This window comes from Sinorhizobium psoraleae (assembly GCF_013283645.1).
Taxonomy (GTDB): Bacteria; Pseudomonadota; Alphaproteobacteria; order Rhizobiales; family Rhizobiaceae; genus Sinorhizobium; species Sinorhizobium psoraleae.
On record NZ_JABEKV010000002.1, the window covers coordinates 911855 to 933614 of the forward strand.

General features: G+C 61.7%; 19 protein-coding genes. 10 read left to right on the forward strand and 9 right to left on the reverse strand.

All coding sequences use genetic code 11. The features are described 5' to 3' along the window. The first annotated feature begins 36 nt into the window (after positions 1 to 36). Positions 37 to 1629 (forward strand): LTA synthase family protein, encoded by a 1593-nt coding sequence (locus ILFOPFJJ_RS13045; protein WP_173510954.1) that lies wholly within the window; start codon positions 37 to 39, stop codon positions 1627 to 1629. Positions 1630 to 1644: 15 nt separating this feature from the next. Continuing rightward, a complete protein-coding gene (locus ILFOPFJJ_RS13050) occupies positions 1645 to 2958 on the forward strand; it encodes a capsule polysaccharide biogenesis protein (protein ID WP_173510955.1) in 1314 nt (437 codons plus the stop codon). A gap of 156 nt (positions 2959 to 3114) precedes the next feature. Here the strand turns inward: ILFOPFJJ_RS13050 and ILFOPFJJ_RS13055 are convergent, their stop codons facing one another. The 8 genes from ILFOPFJJ_RS13055 to ILFOPFJJ_RS13090 all read right to left on the reverse strand — a co-directional run bounded on the left by ILFOPFJJ_RS13055 (position 3115) and on the right by ILFOPFJJ_RS13090 (position 12319). Continuing rightward, the gene (locus tag ILFOPFJJ_RS13055) at positions 3115 to 4125 is read right to left on the reverse strand and encodes a KpsF/GutQ family sugar-phosphate isomerase (RefSeq protein ID WP_173510956.1); all 1011 of its coding nucleotides are present in this window, start codon (positions 4123 to 4125) and stop codon (positions 3115 to 3117) included. Between the two features lie 146 nt (positions 4126 to 4271). Continuing rightward, positions 4272 to 4727, reverse strand: a complete 456-nt coding sequence (locus tag ILFOPFJJ_RS13060; RefSeq protein WP_173510957.1) for an RrF2 family transcriptional regulator — start codon at positions 4725 to 4727, stop codon at positions 4272 to 4274. Between the two features lie 171 nt (positions 4728 to 4898). Further along, the gene (locus ILFOPFJJ_RS13065; protein WP_173510958.1) at positions 4899 to 5108 is read right to left on the reverse strand and encodes a hypothetical protein; all 210 of its coding nucleotides are present in this window, start codon (positions 5106 to 5108) and stop codon (positions 4899 to 4901) included. Between the two features lie 508 nt (positions 5109 to 5616). Beyond that, a complete protein-coding gene (gene secD, locus ILFOPFJJ_RS13070) occupies positions 5617 to 8151 on the reverse strand; it encodes a protein translocase subunit SecD (protein ID WP_173510959.1) in 2535 nt (844 codons plus the stop codon). 111 nt (positions 8152 to 8262) lie between these two features. Further along, the gene (locus ILFOPFJJ_RS13075; RefSeq protein WP_173510960.1) at positions 8263 to 8676 is read right to left on the reverse strand and encodes a hypothetical protein; all 414 of its coding nucleotides are present in this window, start codon (positions 8674 to 8676) and stop codon (positions 8263 to 8265) included. A 154-nt stretch (positions 8677 to 8830) separates the two neighbouring features. Beyond that, positions 8831 to 10441 carry a 5-guanidino-2-oxopentanoate decarboxylase gene (locus tag ILFOPFJJ_RS13080; protein ID WP_173510961.1) on the reverse strand — a complete coding sequence of 537 codons (1611 nt, stop codon included), beginning with the start codon at positions 10439 to 10441 and terminating at the stop codon, positions 8831 to 8833. Further along, a complete protein-coding gene (locus ILFOPFJJ_RS13085) occupies positions 10438 to 11628 on the reverse strand; it encodes a pyridoxal phosphate-dependent aminotransferase (protein WP_173510962.1) in 1191 nt (396 codons plus the stop codon). The genes ILFOPFJJ_RS13080 and ILFOPFJJ_RS13085 overlap by 4 nt, the downstream gene beginning before the upstream one ends. Positions 11629 to 11704: 76 nt before the next feature. Further along, a complete protein-coding gene (locus ILFOPFJJ_RS13090) occupies positions 11705 to 12319 on the reverse strand; it encodes a TetR family transcriptional regulator C-terminal domain-containing protein (RefSeq protein ID WP_173510963.1) in 615 nt (204 codons plus the stop codon). Positions 12320 to 12592: 273 nt separating this feature from the next. On the opposite strand from ILFOPFJJ_RS13090, the gene ILFOPFJJ_RS13095 reads away from it, so the two are divergent. The 8 genes from ILFOPFJJ_RS13095 (at position 12593) to ILFOPFJJ_RS13130 (ending at position 20505) form a co-directional block, all read left to right on the forward strand. Continuing rightward, the gene (locus tag ILFOPFJJ_RS13095; protein ID WP_173510964.1) at positions 12593 to 13366 is read left to right on the forward strand and encodes an ABC transporter ATP-binding protein; all 774 of its coding nucleotides are present in this window, start codon (positions 12593 to 12595) and stop codon (positions 13364 to 13366) included. 36 nt (positions 13367 to 13402) lie between these two features. After that, entirely contained in the window at positions 13403 to 14185 is a 783-nt protein-coding gene (locus tag ILFOPFJJ_RS13100) for a transporter substrate-binding domain-containing protein (RefSeq protein ID WP_173510965.1), read from the forward strand. Positions 14186 to 14320: 135 nt separating this feature from the next. Further along, a complete protein-coding gene (locus ILFOPFJJ_RS13105; protein ID WP_173510966.1) occupies positions 14321 to 15046 on the forward strand; it encodes an ABC transporter permease in 726 nt (241 codons plus the stop codon). Beyond that, positions 15043 to 15867 (forward strand): ABC transporter permease, encoded by an 825-nt coding sequence (locus tag ILFOPFJJ_RS13110; protein WP_173510967.1) that lies wholly within the window; start codon positions 15043 to 15045, stop codon positions 15865 to 15867. The genes ILFOPFJJ_RS13105 and ILFOPFJJ_RS13110 overlap by 4 nt, the downstream gene beginning before the upstream one ends. Before the next feature lies 1 nt (position 15868). Beyond that, complete coding sequence (locus tag ILFOPFJJ_RS13115) at positions 15869 to 17038, forward strand: M20 aminoacylase family protein (RefSeq protein WP_173510968.1); 1170 nt, start codon at positions 15869 to 15871, stop codon at positions 17036 to 17038. Between the two features lie 277 nt (positions 17039 to 17315). Further along, complete coding sequence (locus tag ILFOPFJJ_RS13120) at positions 17316 to 18731, forward strand: cytochrome ubiquinol oxidase subunit I (protein ID WP_173510969.1); 1416 nt, start codon at positions 17316 to 17318, stop codon at positions 18729 to 18731. Continuing rightward, positions 18721 to 19725, forward strand: coding sequence for a cytochrome d ubiquinol oxidase subunit II (gene cydB / locus ILFOPFJJ_RS13125; protein ID WP_173510970.1), 1005 nt, complete (start codon positions 18721 to 18723; stop codon positions 19723 to 19725). Before ILFOPFJJ_RS13120 ends, cydB begins: the two co-directional genes overlap by 11 nt. Before the next feature lie 477 nt (positions 19726 to 20202). Continuing rightward, positions 20203 to 20505, forward strand: a complete 303-nt coding sequence (locus ILFOPFJJ_RS13130) for a chorismate mutase family protein (protein ID WP_173510971.1) — start codon at positions 20203 to 20205, stop codon at positions 20503 to 20505. Positions 20506 to 20531: 26 nt separating this feature from the next. Here ILFOPFJJ_RS13130 and galE read toward each other — a convergent pair whose 3' ends face one another. Then, positions 20532 to 21536 (reverse strand): UDP-glucose 4-epimerase GalE, encoded by a 1005-nt coding sequence (gene galE, locus ILFOPFJJ_RS13135; protein WP_173510972.1) that lies wholly within the window; start codon positions 21534 to 21536, stop codon positions 20532 to 20534. Between the last annotated feature and the right edge of the window lie 224 nt (positions 21537 to 21760).

The following is a 21760-nucleotide window of genomic DNA, read 5'->3' on the forward strand; positions in this document are numbered from 1 at the left end:
TGCCGAGGCGCGACCGAATGGCCTGAAGGTAACCGTTTGCCGCAACTTTCCTTTCATCTCCATGATTATCCGGCAGCGCTGACCCTCTTTTGCTACGTCCTGTCCTGCGGCGTAATCTTCTTCACGGATCGCTTCGCCCTGCCGGCGCGCGAGCGCAGGAGGAACAGGCCTCGCTATGGGCGTAATCAGGATATTATCGACGTCTTCGCGCGGCTGCCGGTCATAGCGCTCGTCTTTGCCGGCTTCTTCGCGATCTCCTGGCGCCCCCTCTATGCGGCTGCCGGGGTCATGAGCTTCTTCATCATTTTCACCGGCATTTCCCGCGCCAAGTTCAAGTTCATCCGTGAACCCTTGGTGTTCTCGGACATCGCCCTCATTGCCGACGTCTTCAAATACAAGACGATCTTCTACGCGACCTCGCTGAATATCCTGTTCTGGATCGTCGCTTTCCTCTACGTATTCGGCGTTTCCGCGCTCTACATGTATTTCGAGCCGACCATCTTGCCGGAGCAAGGCAAGTTGTTCTGGGTTCTGCTGATGATCCTCGTTGCCGCCGCGCCCTGGGGCTTGCTTTTCTACGGTCCGGTGAACCGGCCGACTGCAGCCCTCGTCCAGAAGCTCGTCAGGGCCATCAACGTCAAGATGAATACGGTGCGCTTCGGGACCTTCGCCTCCGTCGTCTTCCACTTCATCATATGGCTGGGCGTGAAGCGTGAAAAAATCGTCGCCGAACTCTCGGAGCGGCTTCGCGCCGCCGTGCAGGACCTTATCGGCCACGAGGAAGCCCCGCTGATCGTCGTCTGGCAATCAGAGTCCTTTATCGACATGCGCCACTTCGGCGTCGACACGATCAAGCTGCCGACGATCGACCGGCTGCGCAAACAGGCGGTGCAGTGGGGCCGCCTCAGCAACGTGTTCGAGGGCGGTTATACGCTGCGTACCGAGTTCGCCGTGCTGAGCGGCCTCTTGCCTGATGATATCCATGTCGATGCCAGCTACCCCTATCTTCGCGCCTCGCATTACGCCGACGTCGTGTGGCCGGGGAAATTGAAACGCGCTGGCTGGCATACGCACTTCATTCATCCCTATGACCGGACGTTCTTCCTCCGGCACAAGGCGATGCCGCAGCTCGGCTTCGACAAGCTCACCATGCTGGACGCCTTCGATCACAAACCCGAGCGCGACGGGCTCTATGTCTCCGACGCGGCGCTGACGTCGCGGGTAATTGCCGAAGTGGAGAAGCTGCCGGAAGACGAAAGCGGCTTCTTCTTCGTCGCCTCCATGGCCAATCATGGCCCGTGGGAGCCCGGCCGCGTGGGCACGCTCACGAACCCGGTCGACATCTACATGGCAATTCTGCAGCAATCGGATGCCGCGCTCAAAGAACTGATCGACAAGCTCAACAAGCTCGAGCGTCCTGTCTGGCTGGTCTTCTACGGCGACCATGCGCCTCTTCTGAAGTCCTTCGCAGACCCGTTCCCGGACCCCCGCACGGACTACTTCATCGTGCCGCTCGCCAAGGCGCGCCCGGCTCAGCCCGGTGCAAAAGGTCCTCAGGACGAGGACCCGTGGAACCTGATACGGTCCCTGCTCCGATATGCAAACCTGCAAAAGGATGCGCTGCAATAGCGGCGGCGACTGACAATGACAGCGGGCACGACAATCAATCGCTTGGCACCACGGACGTTCCTGTTTCTGCAGGGCCCCTCGTCGCCGATCTTCGCCAAGATCGCAGCCGGGCTCGAGGAATTGGGCCATACCTGCCTTCGCATCAATCTCAACGTCGGCGACCAGATCTTCTGGCGACGTCGCGGCGCCGATAATTATCGCGGCTCCATGTCCGCATGGCCGGCCTATGTCGAGGCCTTTATCCGTCGCCACGCCGTCAGCGACCTGGTGCTGCTTGGCGAAGAGCGCCCCTATCACAAAGCCGCGATCGCGGCTGCCCGCGAGAGAGGCGTTGCCGTCTTCATCGTCGAGATGGGCTATCTCAGGCCCGACTGGCTGACGCTGGAACGTGGCGGCATGTCGTCCAACTCGCACTTTCCGGCTGAAGCAGACCAGATCCTGCGGGCGGCGGCCGACCTGCCGGAACCGGACTGGCGGCGGCTTTACGAACAGTCTTTCCTCGCCGAAGCGGTCTACGACCTGCTGTACAATCTTCCGAACGTCTTCCTCTGGATTCTTTTCCCCGGTTACCGCCGGCACGGGATCTTTCATCCGCTAGCGGAATATGCGGGGTGGCTGTTGCGCTTGACCACGCAAGGGCGGCGGCAACGCGCGGCCGACGCCCTTATCCGCTCGCTGACCTCGGAAGGGACCGGCTACTTCGTCTATCCGCTGCAGTTGGAGACCGACTATCAACTGCGTGCGCACTCGCCGTTCAACAGCCAGAAGGAAGCGATCCGCGCGATCCTTGCCTCCTTCGCGCGCCACGCCCCCGCGGACAGCACACTGGCGATCAAGACCCACCCCCTCGACAACGGCCTCATCCGCTGGCGCAAGATCATCTTCGAAGAAGCAGCCAAGGCTGGAGTTGCAGACCGCGTCGCCTATCTCGACGGCGGCAATCTGGATGTCCTGGTACAGGGAAGTGCCGGTGTGGTTACGGTCAACTCGACCGCCGGGCTGCATGCCTTGAGACAGGGCAAGCCGGTAAAAGTACTCGGCAGTGCCGTATTCGACGTTGCGGGCCTCACCGACCAGCAGCCGTTGGACTTGTTCTGGCAAGGGCCGCAAGCGCCGGATCCGGCCTTAAGCGCGGCCTTGTTCAGGTTGATGGCTGCCGCCATCCAGGTTCGTGGAAATTTCTATTCAAGCGCAGGCACGAGCGCCGGCGCGAAGGCGATCGCGGAGCGTTTGCATCGGCGCGTCGTCAATGAACCCGGGGCTTTCGTAAACCCTCCGCCTCGTCGAAAGCCGGCGAAGATCACACCGGCTGGCGCTGACCTTGCGTAACTGCGCGGATCCGGCGGAAACACACGTTTCCTGGGCGACGCTTCCTTTGCGCGTCTTATAGACACGCGCGCCGTAGCAATCCCTGAAGTCCTACAGCGCCGTGCGTCTTTTCAGACGCACAAAGGACGCCATGGCACTTTGAATTGCTGCGATCGATCACGCCACGCCGGCGCGCAAAAGGTCGTGGATGTGCAGGATGCCGGCCGGAAGTCCGGCGTCGTCTATGAGGAACAGGACCGTAACCTTGTGTTCCTGCATGAACTCCATGGCGGCACTGGCAAGCACATCGCCTTTGATGACCCTCGGATTGTGCGACATCACCGCCTCGACCGGCTGAAGGAGCAGGTCGCCCGTCATGTGGCGGCGCAGGTCGCCGTCGGTAATCACGCCGACCAGCGTGCCGCCGTCGTCGACGATACCGACGACGCCAAATCCCTTCGACGACATCTCGATAACCGCTTCGCTCATCGGCCGACCGACGGCGAGCAGCGGCACTTGCTCCGCCACATGCGCCAGCTCATGCACCAGGCGCAGCTGCGCGCCGAGCTTGCCGCCGGGATGGAATGTCTTGAAATCTTCAGCCGAGAAGCCGCGCCGCTCCAGGAGCGCAATCGCTAAGGCGTCTCCGATAGCGAGCTGCAGCATGGCCGACGTCGTGGGGGCGAGTCCATGCGGGCAGGCTTCCTGCACCTTCGGCAGCACCAGGGCAACCTCGGAGTTGCGGGCAAGAATGCTGTCGCGGTTGGCGCAGATCGAGATGATCGGCACCTTGAAGCGCTTGGCGTAGGTGAGCATGTTGCCAAGTTCGGCCGTCTCTCCCGACCAGGACAGCAGAATCAGGACATCCTGCGAGGTAACCATGCCGAGATCGCCGTGGCTCGCCTCCGTCGGATGAACGAAATAGGCGGAGGTGCCGGTGGACGCCATGGTCGCCGCGATCTTGCGGCCGATATGGCCGCTCTTGCCGACCCCGGAAACGACGACCCGGCCCTCGCTGTCGCCGATCAATTCGACCGCATCGACAAGGCTGCGCGCAAAGGCTTCATCCGTCGTCAGGTGATCGGCAAGAGCCTTGATCCCATTGGTTGCCTTCGTCAGCGTTCTGCCGATCGAATCCAGCATGGCGGAACGGGACTGCCCATCCGCTTTTACCTGTCTCAAGCCCATTGTCGATCCTAGTTCCCGCGACGAAATTGCCCGACACCCCGCCGTTTCAGCGGTAAACGAAGCACGTAGAAGCCAGATAAGCGCTTTTTCTTGGCAAACCAAGTCTATTTGCGCCTGTTTGCACCAAAACAGACTTGTTCGATCCGTCAGCCGGCGCGTTTTTCCTCAAGAGCTTCCTGCGGCAGAACACCATCGCCGGCAAACTCTGCAAGCGTCATCGAATCGAGAATCGATGCCATCGCATCGCGAACCGTCGTCATCGATATGCGCACACGACAGGTCTCGGGGTCGCTGCAATCCTCGCAGACCTCATAGGCGGTGCGACTGGCGCAACGGATCGGCGCAAGGGGGCCGTCAAGCGTGCGAATGACATGGCCGATGCGAATCTCCGACGCGGGGCGGGAAAGCGAATAGCCGCCACCAGGCCCCTTCTTGGAACGGAGCATTCCCGCGTTGCGCAATTCGAGCAGAATCGTGTCGAGAAATTTTTTGGGGATGTTGTTGCGCAGAGCGATTTCATTGATGAAGGCGGTTTCGCCGGGTTCGAGGCGCGCCAGATCGACGAGGGCCTTGAGGCCGTATTTTCCCTTCTTCGTCAGCATTCCGAGAAATTCTCCTCCCGGTCCCCGGATGCTGGGGACCGTTCGCAACGACACAACCTGTCTTGGCATAGCACAAGAAACGTGTCGCCAATACACAATTATGGTCGACAATCGGGGAGGACGAACTTCGGATTTGATCGATCTATTGCTGACGTTGCGGCGGACGCGAGGTCACGCCGCCGCAATGCCAATCTGATGGTTTCGGGCGCCTTGGCCGGCGAGCAGGTTGCGGATGGCTGCACGCGCCTCATCGGCCGAGCGGAAACGCTGAGCGTCCAGATCCCAGACATGATACTTCACGGCCAAAAACTTCAACCGGTCTTCGTCAGGGACAACGACGCCGACGGCTTCGCCGTCATATTCGATAACTTGCTTGCTCATGTAATAACGCTCCTCCACGCCTCGCGGCGCGGATCATTCGATTCTCGGCAAAAGGTGAATTCGGTAAGTTTGGACGGTCACATTCGGCGAAGCGCGCGAAGGTGACGTTTCACAGTTGCACGACAATAGGAACGCGAGCCGCAGAAAGCGGCGGTCGAGACGATTCCGGACATGTCACTCTCCTTTGGCTGGCCCGGCGCATCGCGCGCCGCGGCGGTCATGAACAATACGAGACGGATTCCCTCCGCCTCGCGAGTTGCAAACTAGAATAATCTACCAAATTAGTCAATTCCAAAAGCGATCAGGAGAAAAATAATTCTCCATATTTCCGTCTTGAACCGCCCATGGCGACAATTCTGTTTGGTCGTCCCGGTGAGGACTCCCCCACCCATCTAGGTAGCGGCGAATCAACCTGCAAGGGACAGTTCACATAAAAGACGGCACTTTCAGACGAAAAAGGGGCAGCCCGCCGGACTGCCCCTTTTGGTTTCCTCACTGGTGGCCCCGATCAGGCCGTCGGGGTGCCTGCCTGCGTTGCGCCGGAACGGCTGGCTTCGCGGTCCTTCCACCAGCGGCTCAGGAACAGAAGGATCGGGCCGCCGATATAGATCGACGAGGTTGTCGCGACGATGACGCCGAAGATCATCGGCCAGGCGAAGCTGCGTACCGCGTCACCACCCCAGATCGCCATCGGCACCAGCGAGAGAGCCGTTGCCATCGAGGTGAAGATGCATCGTGCGATCACCTGGTTGATGCTCATGTCGATCAGATCCGAGAAGGGCATCGACTTGTACTTGCGCAGGTTTTCGCGCATGCGGTCGTAGACCACCACCTTGTCGTTCACCGAGTAGCCGATCATCGTCAGCAACGCGGCGATCGCCGTCAGGTTGAAATCGATCCCGGTCAAGGCAAAGAAGCCGATCGTCTTGGTGATGTCGAGCAGGAGCACCGCGATCGCGCCGACGGCGAAATGCCATTCGAAGCGGAACCAGATGTAAAGCAGGATCGCCATCATCGCGAGGCCTACGGCCAGGAAGCCCGACCGTGCCAGTTCGCTACTGATGGTCGGCCCGACGACCTCGGTGCGCTCCAGGCTCGCCCCCGGAACAGAAGTCGTCACCGCATCCTTGATGCGGTTCAGCGCCGCCGTCTGCTCCTGCTCGCCACCCGGCTGGCGCTGGACGCGGATCAAGACCGATTGCCCGCCACCGAAATCCTGGATTGCCACCTCACCGAGATTAAGCGATTCGAGCCCATGGCGCAGCGTCGGCAGGTCTATCCTTTCCTTGGACGCCGCTTCGACCTGGATGCCGCCGACGAAATCGATGCCGTAGTTCAGGCCCGGCGTGAAGAACAGGATGACCGAGCTTATCGACAGGAAGGCGGACATGCCGATCGCCTGGAAGCGACGCTTCATGAAGGAGAAGGTCGGCAGATGAGGCACGCGGCCGAAGAGCGACGGGATCTCGAGCTTCTTCATCTTGCGGCGAACGACGACTTCGCGCATCAGCAGACGCACGACCGTCACCGAGGTGAACATCGAGATGATAATGCCGAGCATCATCGTGACGGCGAAACCCTTGACCGGGCCGCTGCCGAACCAGAACAGGAGAATCGTCCCGGCGAGCGTCGTGACGTTGGAGTCGATGATAGTCGCGTAGGCCTTGTTGAAGCCGACATCCAGCGCCTTCATCGCGCCGGCGCCCGCCTCCGTTTCTTCGCGGATACGCGCATTGATGAGGATGTTGGCGTCAACGGCCATACCGATGCCGAGAATGATACCGGCAATACCAGGTAGCGTCAGCGTCGAGCCGATCATGCCGAGCACACCGATCGTCATGATGGTGTGCAACAGCAGTCCGACGTTGGCGATGATGCCCCAGGCGCCGTAAAGGACGATCATGAGGGCCACGACGAGGCCGAAGCCGGCAAGGCCGGTGTAGAGACCGATGCGGATCGAGTCGCTGCCGAGGTTGGGGCCAACCGAGCGCTCTTCGATGATCGTCAGCGGTGCCGGCAAGGCGCCGGAGCGCAAGAGCGCCGAGAGGACCGTCGCCTCCTGAGCGGTGAAATTGCCGCTGATCTGACCGCGACCACCCAGGATCGGTTCGTTGATCACCGGTGCCGTCAGCACCTTGCCGTCGAGAACGATCGCAAACGGACGGCCGACGTTTTCGCGGGTGATTTCCGCAAACTGGCGGGCACCGAGCGAATCGAAGGTGAAGTCGACGACCGGCTGGTTGGTCCGCTGATCGAAGCCAACCTTCGCATCGTCGAGCCGCTCGCCTGAAATTGCGACACGACTTTCGACGGGATACCGGTTGCCATCATTGGCGCCCGGAAGAATATCCACGCCGCGCGGCGGTGGCTGAGTCACATCCGCGGTCTGGTCGAGCATATGGAAGCTCATCTGCGCGGTCGAGCCGAGAAGTTCGCGAAGACGCGTCGGGTCCTGGAGACCTGGGAGCTGGACGAGGATGCGGTTCGAGCCGATGCGCTGGATGAGAGGCTCCGCGACGCCGACCTGATCGACGCGGTTGCGGATGATCTCCAGGCTCTGCTCGACCGCCTTTGTCATGCGATCGGCAAGACCCGCCTCGGTCATCGCGAGCGTGACGACATTGCCATCGCTCGTGACATCGACTTCCGGAGCGGCACCGCCAAAGCCGATCGTGCTGACGGGTGCCGCCAGCTCCTGAAGCTTCGGCAGGACCTTCTCCCGGTCGGCAGCATCCTCGATGTCCACCATCACGGCGTTGCCGCTGATGCGCGCCGAAGAAGCCGAAACGCGTTCGCCGCGCAGAACGCGGCGGGTATCGTCGAGCAGCGTGTTGAGCCGCGCCTTCTGAAGGCCGGCACCGTCGACCTCGAGCACGAGATGCGAGCCGCCCTTGAGGTCGAGGCCGAGCGTGACGGGCTTGAACGGCAGAACAGCCGCAAACTGTTCGCGCATGGCCGGCGTCAGAACGCTGGGAAGCGCCGCGAGGCATCCGAAGATAATGATCGCGACATAGGCGAGAACCGCCCATTTGGATGTACGCATGTGGAAATTCCATGAACGCCTGAACACGCCTGTCTGGCATCATCCGGGCTAGGTTTCATCAATGGGAACGGCGGAACGTAGAGCGCCGACCACTCGTATTCTCAAAGCCGATCACGCCGTGGGAGGCGCGCGGATTCGTTGCCCTTGTGCTATCGGGCCATGCACATGAGCGAGCCGCGAAATCGCGCCCCGTTTATGGCTTCCCAGGTCGAAAAAGCGGACCTCCGCAACGAGAAGAGCCGGTGAAAGGTCTTGCCCACTCGTCGACTTCGCATCCTTGCGCTCGCCGGTAAAGCGGAGGTCGGGGTGTGGAACGGCCCTGGAGATCTGACGGGCGATCGAATGATCGGCAGAGCCGTTGTCGCGCGTCGACGCATCGCCAGCCTGCGTTCCCGCCGACGCACGCGCCGAGACACCTTGCCCGACCGCGACGATCTGCATGGCAAAGGACGCACAGAGCAGCCATACCGCGGCCAAGAGCCGACCGGCCTGCATGCTCTTGCTGCCACCACCCAACAGGTCCATTGAGGACACTATCCCTTTCTCTCGACGCGGGACGCGCCGGCGAGACGAAATTCAGCCCGATTGCCTGAGCCTAGCGAAAGAACATGGCCGGATTCGAGCTTGCGGCGCTCTTAACACCATTCCGAGCCGGAAAAGTCAAATCCGGCCCGCTTTGTCAGGCGGAGACGCCGGCGGTTTTTGCCTGATGGATTTCAATCAGCGAAGGCCCCGATCGCCCAGCGGCTTGCGCCAACGCGCCCGGCAGCTCCCGCACGTCCGCCAGCCGCTCCGCCGGCACGCCATAGGCTCTGGCGGTCATCGGGAAGTCCGGCGCCGAGGGCTTCACGCCTTCGGGTGTGATGCCGGAATCGACCATGTAGGTTTCGATTTCCTGGTAACCGTCGTTGTTCCAGACGAGGAAGATCACCTGGGCCCCGGCATCGGCCGCCGAGCCGATCTCGGCCAACGAAAACTGGAAACCGCCATCACCGACGACGCAGACGACGGGCTTGCCGCCATCAGCCACGGCGGCGCCAACCGCCGCCGGCGGCGCGTAGCCCAGCGCACCGTAACCGGTCGCGGAATTGAACCAGCTCCGTTGCCGAGGCGCGTCGCAATAGAGATTGCCGGCATAGACGGCCTGCGTAGAGTCTCCGACGATGGTACAATTCGGCAGCGCCTTGTAGATCATGTCGATCACGGCGATTTCGGCCTGCATCTTCGCCGACAGTCCCTTCAGCGCCGCTTTGCGGGCTGCTTCCGCGCGCTCTGCTCCGCCCTTTGCAGCCGCATGGCCGGGCAGGAAAGCCAGCATGCCCGCCGTCGCCGTCTTCGCGCTGGACAGGATAGACAGTGCCGCCTGCGGTCCGCGGGCGAGCTGCGCCGCATCGATGTCGGTGCGGATGAGATTGCAGAGCGCCGGAAAACCACCGTCGGCATAGAGGTCGTAGTCCGTCTGACCCATTTCGGTGCCAAGCGCCAGCACGAGATCCGCGTCGCGCAGCAAGGCGCGCACTGCCTTGAGACTCGGGCTTGCCGGCACTCTGAGAGGGTGGCCCGCGAGCATGCCCCGGGCGTTGACGGTCGTGACGACCGGTGCGCCGATCTGTTCGGCGAGCTGCCATATTTCCACCTCCGCCGTCAATGCGCCGCCCCCGCATATGATCACCGGCCGGGCGGCATCGGCGCACAGGATCGCCGCCTTCTGCAAGGTTTCGCTGTCGGAGCGCGGGCGGGTCGCCGCAGCGGGCCTGCCGGGGCGGCTCTCTATCGGCAAAGCCATGACATCGGTTGGAATCTCGATGTGAACCGGTCCGGGTCGGCCGGAAAGCAGGACTGCGAAAGCGCGATCTACCACAAGCGGCAAATCGATGGGGTTGAGCAGCGTGTGGGAATAGAGCGCCAATGTCTTCATCATGCCGTGCTGATCCGGCAGTTCATGCAGCAGACCGCGGCCATGGCCGAGCGAATCGCGGCGGTTGACACCGGAAATGACCAGCATAGGGATCGAATCCTGGCGAGCCTGCGCCATCGCCGTGATCGTATTTGTCAGGCCCGGGCCGGTGATGACGAGCGCAACGCCAGGCTTGCCGCTGACGCGGGCGTACCCGTCGGCCATGAACCCGGCGCCTTGCTCGTGCCGTGGCGTGACATGGCGAATCTTCGATGTCGCCAGCCCGCGATAGAGCTCGACCGTATGCACGCCGGGAATGCCGAACACGACTTCGACACCGTTTGCCTCAAGGAGATCGACGAGGACCTCGCCCACGGTTTTCATTTCGGTCATGCGCGGCGCTCCTTACGGGCGATCAGGCGTTCGGCAAGAGAACTGATGCGGCGGCATGCTTCATCGATATCTGCATCTGGGACCGTGAGGCTCACGCGCAGGAAATTCTGCGCTTGCTGGCCGAAGGAAGAACCCGGCATCACTGCCACGCCCTCCTCTTCGAGAAGAGCCCAGGCGAAGGCCTCGCCGGAAAGGCCGGTACCGAAGACGTCGATCAGCGTGAACATCCCCGCTTCCGGCGGCAGAACAAGAACACCCGGTGCATAGGCAAGGCGGTCGGCGATCCGACCAGCGCGCCGCTTGTAGGTTTCGCGCATCCGCTTCGCCGTCTCGATTTCGTGCGTCAGCGCATAGGCCGTCATGTCGGCGATGAAGGGCTGCACGCCGAAGAGCATGGTTTCCGAGATCGGCAGCAGACGATTCGTGAATTCGACAGGACCGACCGCCCAGCCGCTGCGAAAACCGGGGGCCGCATGCGACTTGGAAATGGACGAGACGACGACCGTGCGCTCTGCGAGATCGGGATTATCGAAGGGCGACGCGAATTCGGCATCGAAGACGAGTTCTTCATAGACTTCGTCGCAGACGATCCAGAGGTCGTGACGACGGGCAACTTCGCCGATGGCGGCAATCTCCGCGGCGGTCAGCACGGCGCCCGTCGGATTGTGCGGTGTGTTCAAAAGCAGCACGCGGCATTCCGGCGTGATTGCCTTTTCCAAGTCCTCCGCCCGCATGTGAAAGCCGAATTCGGGTTTCAGCGGAACGAGGACTTGGTGGGCGCCGGTGGAACGAATGACGCCTTCGTAGGTGGCATAGAGCGGGTCCCCGACGAGCACTGCATCGCCGGCCTCTACAAGGCCCAGCATGGCGGCAAAGAGTGCCGTCTGAGTGCCCGGAAAACACAGGACGTTTTCCGCAGTCACATCGGCCCGGCGACGCCGGTATTTTTCCGCAAGAGCAGCAACGACGGCCGGTTCACCGCGACCATTCGAGTAGCGGTACCGCCCCGCATTCAGGGCACGCTGGCATTCGTCCAGCAGCGAGCGGTCCGGCGGCAGGTCCGGCTCCCCGATCGTCAGCTCGATGATATCGGCTCCGCTTGCCTTCAATTGGCGCGCGCGGATGTGCAGTGTCCATTTCCCGGAACCGAGATCGGCGAGGCGTGAGGTGATCGACGCGTAGCGCAAATGTTTGCTCCCTTTTGGTTCTTTGTTTTATGCATGTCGTTATCCCAAAACCGCTGCACACTTTTGGGCGACATATTTAGTTTTCTATCGGCAGGCCGATCAGCGCCTCGACAGAGGCCATGGCGATGCTGACCAACTCGCCGTCGCGAAAGAGGTCGCCGGCAAGGCAGCCTTCGACCCAAAGCCCGTCCACCAAACCGTTGATCGCAATCGCATGCCGGCGACATTCGTCGGCGCTTGCGGTTCTGCCCTTCGCGGCGAGAAATTCGCTCAGCAATTCCTGCAACGTGTTGCGGAAGGCGAGATAGCCTTCGCGGTGAATCTCGGCGAGCACCGGATCGACCCGCACCTGGCTGATGAAGGCCGCCCAGAGCGAGACGCTGCGGCTATCGGCAACAGGTTCGGTGAAGTTGACGGCGATGAATTCCTTGAGCCGTGTCGCAGGATCGCCTTCGACATTCTTCGCCTTCTCCGTAAGCGACGCGATGACGGCGCGGTAGGCTTCGGCGACCATCTGGTCCTTCGAGTCGAAATAGTGGCGGACGAGCCCCGCCGTGACGCCAGCCCGGATAGCTATCTGCCGGACCGTCGCGCCCTTCAGACCGAATTCCGAGATGCAATCGAGCGTGGCCTCGATCAACTCCTGGCGGCGCTCCCCCTCGGGAGCGCGGTGAAACGTGCGACGGTTCACGGCAGCCTCCGGCATGCAGGGCGGCGGGACCAGATCGTCAGTGCCAGCGAACCGGATGGGCTCATGCGCTACTCCTGCAGGGATTTTCGGTGATGCCACGCGGCCAAAAAACCGAGATGGAGCTATTATACGCTTGAATAATAGCGACACAAGTGCAACATTCCCCCTCATGAAACAGCGTGACAAGCCGAAGATGCTGCACGAGAGAACAAACAGGGGAACTGTTTTCATGGCTTCAAAGAAAGCTCGTCGAGCCATCGGAGCGGCGCGTCGATGACGGATGCGGCCCAGGCAATCGCGGTCACTGACCTGCACAAGCGTTTCGGGCCATTGGAAGTGCTGAAAGGTGTGTCGCTTACGGCTCGACAGGGCGACGTGATCGCGATCATCGGCGGCAGCGGCTCCGGCAAGTCCACCCTTCTTCGCTGCATCAACATGCTGGAATTGCCGTCGGCCGGACGCGTCAGCGTTCACGGCGAGGAGATCCGCATGAAGTCCGACGGGCATGGCGGGCTGATGCCCGCCGACCGCAAGCAAGTGCAACGAATCCGCACCCAGCTCGGCATGGTCTTCCAGAGTTTCAATCTCTGGCAGCACATGACCATTCTTCAAAACGTCATCGAAGTGCCGGTGCATGTGCTCGGCAAATCCAAGGGCGAAGCGATCGAAACGGCCGAGACGCTGCTGCGCCGGGTCGGCCTCTACGAGAAACGCGACGCCTATCCGGCCTTCCTTTCCGGCGGCCAGCAGCAGCGGGCGGCGATCGCCCGGGCGTTGGCGATCCAGCCGCTGGTGATGCTCTTCGACGAACCGACCTCGGCGCTTGATCCGGAGCTCGTCGGCGAAGTGCTCTCCGTCATCGGCGATCTTGCGCGCGAGAAGCGCACGATGATCCTCGTCACCCACGAGATGAAATTCGCCCGTGACGTCGCCAACCACATCGTCTTCCTGCACAACGGCGTCATCGAAGAACAGGGGCCGCCTGCGGCGATCTTCGGCGCGCCGAGATCCGAGAGGCTCAAGAAGTTCATCAGCTCCATTCACTGAATTCCGCAATGCTCAACAACCAAAAAAGGGAACAGCATGAAGAAGACATTGAAACTCCTGGCGGTCGCGGCCGCTTTGTCGATCACCGGCGCCGTCGCCGCACAGGCGGAAACGGTCAAGGTCGGTTTTGCCGCCGAGCCTTACCCGCCCTTCACCTCGCCTGACGCCAGCGGCAATTGGGAAGGCTGGGAAGTGGAATTCATGAAGGCGATCTGCGCCGAGGCGAAACTCGACTGCGTGATCACCCCGGTCGCCTGGGACGGCATCATCCCGGCGCTGACTTCCAAGAAGATCGACATGATCATCGGCTCGATGTCGATCACGGAAGAGCGCCTGAAGACGATCGATTTTTCGGACAAATACTACAACACGCCGACCGGTATCATCGGCACCAAGGGCGTGGACATGAAGCCGACGCCGGAAGGCCTCTCCGGCAAGACGCTTGGCGTGCAGGTCTCGACCGTGCACCAGGCCTATGCAACCAAGCACTTCGCCCCGGCGGGCGTGGAGGTCAAGGAGTATCAGACGCAGGACGAGGCGAACCAGGATCTGGCCGCGGGCCGCGTCGACGCGGTGCAGGCCGATGCGATCGCTCTCGATGCCTTCCTGAAGAGCGACCAGGGCAAGGAGTGCTGCGATTACAAGGGCGACGTTGCCCAGGACCTCGCCATCCTCGGCCCGGGCGTCGGTGTCGGCCTGCGCAAGGGCGAAACGGAGCTCAAGGACAAGATCAACGCGGCGATCAAGGCGATCCGCGAGAACGGCACTTACGATGCCTTCTCGAAGAAGTATTTCGACTTCGACATCTACGGCGGCTGAAGCGCCTCCGGCCGGCAGTCCTACAGCGCCTCGCGTCTTACCAGACGCGCAAAGGACGCCGTAGCACTTTGAATTGCTGCATTTCCTCAGCTCGATTCCGAGCTGGGGAATATGCAGAAGGAGCATGAAGTCGCCATGGCTGCGGATTCCATCATCAACTGGAGCCTGCTCTCGCTCTCGGCGCCCGGCTGGGGCGGCGTATTGTTGCAAGGCTTTTTCAATTCGATCCAGATCGCGGTCGGAGGGTACGCGCTTGGCCTGCTGCTCGGCGTCGGCGGCGCCTTCGGCAAGCTCTATGGCGGGCCGGTAACGCGCGATCTTCTCGAATGCTACACCACCATCGTTCGGGCTGTGCCCGAACTCGTCCTCATCCTTCTCCTCTACTATGCCGGGACCGACCTCTTGAACCAGCTTCTGGGCGCCGTCGGCTTCGGCACTGTCGATATCAGCGGCCTGATAGCAGGCATCTTCGTCATTGGAGTGGTCCAGGGTGCCTATTCGACGGAGGTGTTGCGCGGCGCGATCAAGGCGGTACCCGCCGGACAGATCGAAGCGGCGCGTGCCTATGGCATGTCGCCGGGGAAAGTGCTGCGACGTGTCACCCTCCCGGCGATGCTGCCCTATGCCATTCCGGGTCTTGCCAATCTCTGGCTGATCGCAACGAAGGATACTGCCCTGCTCGCCGTCGTCGGCTTCAGCGAACTGACCCTGATGACCCGCCAGGCGGCCGGCGCGACCAAGGCCTATTTGCTTTTCTTCTGTGCGGCCGGCGCGCTCTACCTTGCGCTGACGCTCGTTTCCAACATCTTCATCGGTGCCTTGGAAAAGCATGCCAGACGCGGTTTCGTGGAGCAGCGATGACCGACGAAACGACCCATGCTCTCGCGTTCACCCCCGAGGACCTGCCGAATGGCAAGAGTTTCCTCAAGCCTCACCGCGTCGCTCTCATCCTCATCGCCGTCGCAGTCATCGTCGCCGTCGCCGTCCTGATGCGTTGGGACTGGCTGCCGCGCTACCTGCCGAGGCTCGGCTGGGGCATTCTTGTCAGCATGGTGATGCTGTTCAGCACCTCGATCCTCGGATTCCTGTTTGCCGTGCCGCTGGGCCTCGTCCAGGTCACCGGCCCGTGGTACCTGAAGGGTCTTGCCCGGATCTTCTGCACGATCATTCGCGGGACGCCGCTGCTCCTGCAGCTCTGGCTGCTATATTACGGGCTCGGCTCGCTGTTTCCGCAATTTCCGGCAATCCGCCAGTCGTTTCTCTGGCCCTATCTGCGCGAGGCCTGGCCCTATGGCGTGGCGGCGCTCACGATCTCCTTTGCGGCCTACGAGGGCGAGGTGATGCGCGGCGCCTTTGCGGGTGTTCCCGCCGGCGAGTTGGAGGCCGCCCGAGCCTATGGCATGAGCCGCTGGACGATGTTCCGGCGCATCTGGCTGCCGCGCGCGATCCACCGCGCGCTCCCGACGCTCAACGGCGAGACCGTATTGCAGCTCAAGTCGACGCCGCTGGTCGCAACGATCACCGTCGTCGACGTCTATGCGGTCATCTCGAAGGTGCGGCAGGAAACCTTTCTCACCTACGAACCGCTCCTGCTGCTTGCGCTGATCTACTTGTGCCTCACGGGCATACTGGTCGTCGCTTTCCGCTATTTCGAAAACCGCATACCGACACGTGGTGCCTGACATGAAGCTCCCCGCATCGATCGACAACGCCATGCCGGAACTGGTGGCTATCCGCCGTGACCTGCATGCACACCCGGAACTCGGTCTCGCGGAAACGCGAACGTCCGCCTTCATCGCGCGCCATCTGGAGGCGCTTGGCTATGCGGTGACAACCGGACTTGCGAAGACCGGTGTTGTCGGCACGCTGAGGAATGGCACCGGTTCGCGCTCGATCGGCATCCGCGCCGACATCGATGCCTTGCCGATCCACGAAGAGACCGGTCTCGACTATGCCAGCAGGACGCCCGGCCTGATGCATGCCTGCGGGCATGACGGCCACACGGCGATGCTGCTTGGTGCCGCCCGCGCACTTGCCGAACGGAGGAACTTCGACGGTACCATCCACCTCATATTCCAGCCGGCGGAAGAGAATTTCGGCGGCGCGAAGATCATGGTGGATGAGGGCCTGTTCGACAGATTTCCATGCGACGCGGTGTTCGCACTCCACAATGAGCCGAACCTCCCCTTCGGCCAGTTCGCCTTGCGCGAAGGCCCGATCATGGCGGCCGTCGACGAAGCACGGATCACCGTCCACGGCCGTGGCGGCCATGGCGCCGAACCGCAGGAGACCGCCGACCCGATCGTCTGTGGCGCCAGCATCGTCATGGCGCTGCAGACGATCGTCTCGCGCAACATCCATCCCATGGACCCGGCCGTCGTCACGGTCGGCGCCTTCCACGCCGGCTCCGCGAGCAGCATCATCCCGGAGCGGGCCGAGATCGTCGTCGGCATCCGCTCCTTCGATTCCGCCGTTCGTGACGCGTTGGAGCGCCGCATCCGCATGATCGCGGAAGCGCAGGCAGCAAGCTTCGGCATGCGTGTCACGGTCGACTACGAGCGAAGCTACGACGCGACGATCAACCACCAGGCCGAGACCGATTTCGTGCGCGACCTTGCGATCCGCTTCGCCGGTGCCGACAAGGTCGTCGATCTTGCCCGTCCGTTCATGGGCAGTGAAGATTTTGCCTACATGCTGAAAGAGCGACCGGGCAGCTATTTCTTCCTCGGATCGAGGGCGACAGGCGACGAAAAGCCGCTCCACCATCCGGGCTATAACTTCAACGACGATCTGCTGCCGATCGGCGCTGCCTTCTGGACTGAACTGGCAGAGGCTTATCTCGCGCGAAGCTGAGAGCAGCGGACCTGCAAAATGCCGCAGGCGAAACATTGCCGCAGTGTGACAACGTGGCGATCCGCCTGTCATTGACCTTTGCCAATTTTGCGTCAGATTCAATCACACGATGAAATGACGGCTCCGGCTGACAGGCGGGCGCCTGGCTCTCGCTACTGTATGTTTTCCTAAATCGAGGCGATTTGAGGAGAAGGACATGCAGCAACTCAAAGTGTTACTGCGTCCCGTGTGCAGCTGAAACGACGCACGGCGCTGTAGTGCCCAAGAGGATCACGTCTTGTTTGAATCCTTCGACGCAACCATGCTTGCCCGCATGCAGTTTGCCTTTACCGTCTCGTTCCACATCATCTTTCCGGCCTTCTCTATCGGCCTCGCCAGCTATCTCGCCGTCCTCGAAGCCCTCTGGCTCTGGAAGAAGGATGAGGTCTACCTGGAGCTCTTCAACTTCTGGAAGACGATTTTTGCGGTCGCCTTCGGCATGGGCGTCGTTTCCGGGATCGTGATGTCCTATCAGTTCGGCACCAACTGGAGCGTGTTCTCCGACAAGGCCGGGCCGATCATCGGTCCGTTGATGGGCTATGAGGTGCTGACGGCTTTCTTCCTGGAAGCCGGCTTTCTCGGCGTGATGCTTTTCGGCCTGAACCGTGTGGGTCCAAGATTGCATTTTCTCGCAACGGCAATGGTCGCCATCGGCACGCTGATTTCGGCCACCTGGATCCTGTCCGCCAACTCCTGGATGCAGACCCCGGCAGGTTTTGCCGTGAACGAAGCCGGACAGTTCATTCCGGTCGACTGGTGGGCGATCATCTTCAATCCCTCGTTCCCCTATCGTCTGGTCCACATGGTGCTTGCCGCCTATCTGACGACGGCGCTCGTCGTCGGCGCCTGCGGCGCCTGGCATCTCTTGCGAAAGACGGCGCCACGCCGCGCCCGTACCATGTTCTCGATGGCGATGTGGATGGCGGCCATCGTCGCCCCGATCCAGATCTTCGCCGGCGATCAGCACGGGCTGAATACACTTGAGCACCAGCCGGCGAAGGTGATGGCGATGGAGGGCCACTTCGAAAGCCATCCCGACGGTGCTCCGCTGGTGCTCTTCGGCATCCCCAATCCGGCCGAGAAGCGCATCGACTACGCGATCGAGGTGCCAAAACTGGGGAGCCTCATCCTGAAGCACCATCTCGATGCGCCGCTTGCCGGCCTGGACACGATCCCGGAGGAACTGCATCCGCCGGTCGCTGTGATCTTCTGGTCGTTCCGCGTCATGGTCGGCATCGGCCTGGCCATGCTCGGCATCGGGCTGTGGTCGCTCTGGTGTCGGTACCGCGGCACGCTCGACAGTGATCCCTGGCTCCACCGTGCCGCCGTGCTGATGGGCCCTGCCGGCTTCGTCGCGGTTTTGGCCGGATGGATAACCACGGAAGTCGGCCGCCAGCCATACACCGTCTACGGCCACCTGTTGACGGCCAACTCGGTCGCGCCGATCGAAGCTCCCGCCGTTTCCGCCTCGCTTCTGGCATTCATCATCGTCTACTTCTTCGTTTTCGGCGCGGGAACCTTCTACATCCTGCGGCTAATGGCGCGGTTGCCGCGCGATACCATGCCGGAACTCGACGAGGGACCGATCCGGACAGCCGGTGTCGCGCCAGGCCCGGCAAGCCCCAAATCCCATGGAGCGCATCATGGACTTTGATCTGCCACTGATCTGGGCGGCCATCATTGCCTTTGCCGTTCTGGCCTATGTCGTTCTCGACGGCTTCGATCTCGGCGTCGGTATCCTTTTCCCGCTCTTCCCCGAAAAGAACGATCGCGACGTGATGATGAACTCGGTTGCCCCCGTCTGGGACGGCAACGAGACCTGGCTCGTGCTCGGCGGCGGTGGTCTGATGGCCGTCTTTCCGCTTGCCTATGCGACGGTCATGCCGGCGCTCTATGCGCCGATCATCGCAATGCTGATCGGCCTCATCTTCCGGGGCGTCGCGTTCGAATACCGCTGGCGCACGAAGCGCGCCGAATACCTGTGGAACTGGGCATTTGCCGGCGGCTCGATGCTGGCGGCCTTCGCGCAAGGAATCGCGCTTGGTGCGCTGGTCCAGGGGATACCGGTCGAAAACCGCGCCTATGCGGGCAGCTGGTGGGACTGGCTGACGCCCTTTTCCATCATGACGGGCATTGCGATCGTCGTCGGCTACGCCTTGCTCGGCGCCACCTGGCTCGTCATGAAGACGCACGGCGATCTCGCCGACCGGGCACGCGCAATCGCGCTCAAATGCTGCTTTGCGACCATCGGAGCAATGGCTGTCGTCAGCCTCTGGACGCCGTTTCTCGAGCCGGTCTATCTGCAACGCTGGTTCGGCTGGCCGACGGCGATCTTCAGCGTGATCGTGCCCCTGCTCGTCCTCGGTTGCCTTTATCTGCTCATCAAAGGCATTCGCGACCGGCATGATGTGCAGCCGTTCATTGCGGCGCTCGGCCTTTTCTTCCTCGGCTACATCGGCATCGGCATCAGTTTCTATCCCTACATGGTGCCGCCGTCGCTCACCATCTGGGAAGCGGCCGCGCCGGAGGAAAGCCTTGCCTTCCTGCTTGCCGGCGCGCTCGTGCTCGTACCGATCATTCTTGCCTACACCGGCTACGCCTATTGGGTTTTCCGCGGCAAGGTCGATCCGGAGGAGGGCTACCATTGATGAGCGCGGATGGTACGGGCCGGAAGCTCCTTTGGTTTGTCGCGCTCTGGCTCGCAGGGGTTGCCGCCGTCAGCATTGTCGGTCTCGCGATCAAGCTTGTGCTCGGCACGTAGAGCAATTCCGGGAAGAGTACTTAACGGTTTTCCGTCCGGAATTGCGTCATTTCAAAGGGTTAGATCATTTCACTGTTTTCGACGAAACAGTGAAGTGATCCAGGCGCAACGTGTCGATAAAAGCCTCGCTCAAGTCTTAAGGGCTAACGTCCTCGCACACATCGGCAGGCGATCGCCGACGGAGACAGGACCGCACCCTCCTCCCCGGCGATCGCCTGCCGAGGTGACCACTCCGGAAAGCTGCGACCGAGATCGCTGCGGCGGTTTTACCCCTTCTCAGCCACGCTCCCGTTTGCTAGCAGTTCGGCGCAACGAACCCCCGCGTTTCGCCTCCCCGGAACTGGACAAGCGATCTGGACAAGCGATGCAGAAGACACCCGCAGAATGCACGACAATGTCGGATGTGCGTGCCGAAATCGATCGGCTCGACAACGCCCTGATGAGGTTGCTTGCGGAGCGCTGGGGCTACATTGATCGTGCGGCCGAAATAAAGCGCCCGCTGAAGCTGAAAGCCGATATCCCTGCGCGCGTGGCCGAAGTGCGGGAAAACGCGCGCAGGCAAGCGAGCGAACTCGGCCTCGATCCCGATTTCTACGAGGGCATCTGGGCCCAGCTGATCGATCATGCCATCGCGCACGAGCGCAAGCTGCTCGGAGAGGACGAGTAGGACGAACACCAGCCCCGGTTTGTTCCTTAACTCGCCTTGTCGTAGCTGTTCTTGCGGCTGAGATAGCCCTCCCAGTCGAAGGCGCTCTGGACGATGTTTTCAAGGCTTGCATGGGTTGGCACCCAGTCGAGCTTCAGCCGGGCAAGCGAGGAGTCCGCGACGACCTGCGCGGCATCGCCGGGACGCCGTGGTGCATAGTCTATGCGGAAATCACGTCCCGAGATCCGCCGCACCGCATCGAGAACCTGCAGCACCGAGAAGCCTTTGCCGTAGCCGCAATTGGTCGTCAGCGGCTCACCGCCGGCCCTCAGATAGCGGAGCGCGTCCTTGTGTGCCGCAACCAGATCGGCAACGTGGATATAGTCCCGAATGCCGGTGCCGTCAGCGGTCGGATAATCTTTTCCGTAAACGTCGACCTTGCGGCGTCTGCCGAGCGCGGCCTCGCATGCAACCTTGATGAGATGGGTGGCGCCAGCTGTCGATTGCCCGGAGCGGCCGAGCGGATCGGCTCCTGCGACGTTGAAATAGCGCAGCACCACATAGCGGAAATCATGAGCGGCGGCAGCATCCTGCAGCATCATTTCAGACATCAGTTTGGAGCGACCATAGGGGCTCTCGGGACGCAACGTGGCCGTTTCCTTGACCGGATCCACGGTATCCTGTGTGCCATAAACAGCCGCTGTCGAGGAAAAGACGAAGTGGCGAACACCGGCCTCTATCGTCGCGGCGATCAACGTGCATGTGCTCGCCGTGTTGTTCTCGTAGTAGGCAAGCGGATCGGCGACGGATTCCGGAACGACCGCCGATCCCGCAAAATGGATGACCGAGTCGATCTCGTTTTCGGCAAAGATCCTGGCAAGCAGCGTTCTGTTGGCGACGTCCCCGAAATAGAACTTTGCCTCCGGGGCGATCGCCCAGCGGAAGCCCGTCGACAACCTGTCGAGCACGACGACGGATTCGCCGGCATCGAGCAGCGACCATACCATGTGGCTGCCGATATAACCCGCTCCACCCGTCACCAATATCGCCATCGCCCGATTTCCCATCCGCTCAAAGATGGACACAGGAAAGACGAGATGAGCTTTCTGAATTGGTAAACTCGGGGCGCGCCAGCGGCCATCGCCACGATATTCTCGTGGCTGTGGTTAAGCCCCAATCTGTAGCTTATCAAGAATTTTATGCATCTGTACCAAATGCATACCTCCGCCCGCCGCAGCATCGGCGTGACGAGCGTTCACGTTCGCTTTTGTCGCCT

Excerpts from the sequence above, each read along its gene's own strand:
- cydB (WP_173510970.1), top strand. The coding sequence starts at position 18,721 with ATGGACTTTGATCTGCCACTGATCTGGGCGGCCATCATTGCCTTTGCC.
- ILFOPFJJ_RS13100 (WP_173510965.1), top strand. The coding sequence starts at position 13,403 with ATGAAGAAGACATTGAAACTCCTGGCGGTCGCGGCCGCTTTGTCGATC.
- ILFOPFJJ_RS13080 (WP_173510961.1), bottom strand. The coding sequence starts at position 10,441 with ATGACCGAAATGAAAACCGTGGGCGAGGTCCTCGTCGATCTCCTTGAG.
- ILFOPFJJ_RS13075 (WP_173510960.1), bottom strand. The coding sequence starts at position 8,676 with ATGGACCTGTTGGGTGGTGGCAGCAAGAGCATGCAGGCCGGTCGGCTC.
- ILFOPFJJ_RS13130 (WP_173510971.1), top strand. The coding sequence starts at position 20,203 with ATGCAGAAGACACCCGCAGAATGCACGACAATGTCGGATGTGCGTGCC.
- ILFOPFJJ_RS13115 (WP_173510968.1), top strand. The coding sequence starts at position 15,869 with ATGAAGCTCCCCGCATCGATCGACAACGCCATGCCGGAACTGGTGGCT.
- ILFOPFJJ_RS13065 (WP_173510958.1), bottom strand. The coding sequence starts at position 5,108 with ATGAGCAAGCAAGTTATCGAATATGACGGCGAAGCCGTCGGCGTCGTT.
- ILFOPFJJ_RS13055 (WP_173510956.1), bottom strand. The coding sequence starts at position 4,125 with ATGGGCTTGAGACAGGTAAAAGCGGATGGGCAGTCCCGTTCCGCCATG.
- ILFOPFJJ_RS13110 (WP_173510967.1), top strand. The coding sequence starts at position 15,043 with ATGACCGACGAAACGACCCATGCTCTCGCGTTCACCCCCGAGGACCTG.
- ILFOPFJJ_RS13105 (WP_173510966.1), top strand. The coding sequence starts at position 14,321 with ATGGCTGCGGATTCCATCATCAACTGGAGCCTGCTCTCGCTCTCGGCG.
- secD (WP_173510959.1), bottom strand. The coding sequence starts at position 8,151 with ATGCGTACATCCAAATGGGCGGTTCTCGCCTATGTCGCGATCATTATC.
- ILFOPFJJ_RS13050 (WP_173510955.1), top strand. The coding sequence starts at position 1,645 with ATGACAGCGGGCACGACAATCAATCGCTTGGCACCACGGACGTTCCTG.
- galE (WP_173510972.1), bottom strand. The coding sequence starts at position 21,536 with ATGGCGATATTGGTGACGGGTGGAGCGGGTTATATCGGCAGCCACATG.
- ILFOPFJJ_RS13060 (WP_173510957.1), bottom strand. The coding sequence starts at position 4,727 with ATGCTGACGAAGAAGGGAAAATACGGCCTCAAGGCCCTCGTCGATCTG.
- ILFOPFJJ_RS13095 (WP_173510964.1), top strand. The coding sequence starts at position 12,593 with ATGACGGATGCGGCCCAGGCAATCGCGGTCACTGACCTGCACAAGCGT.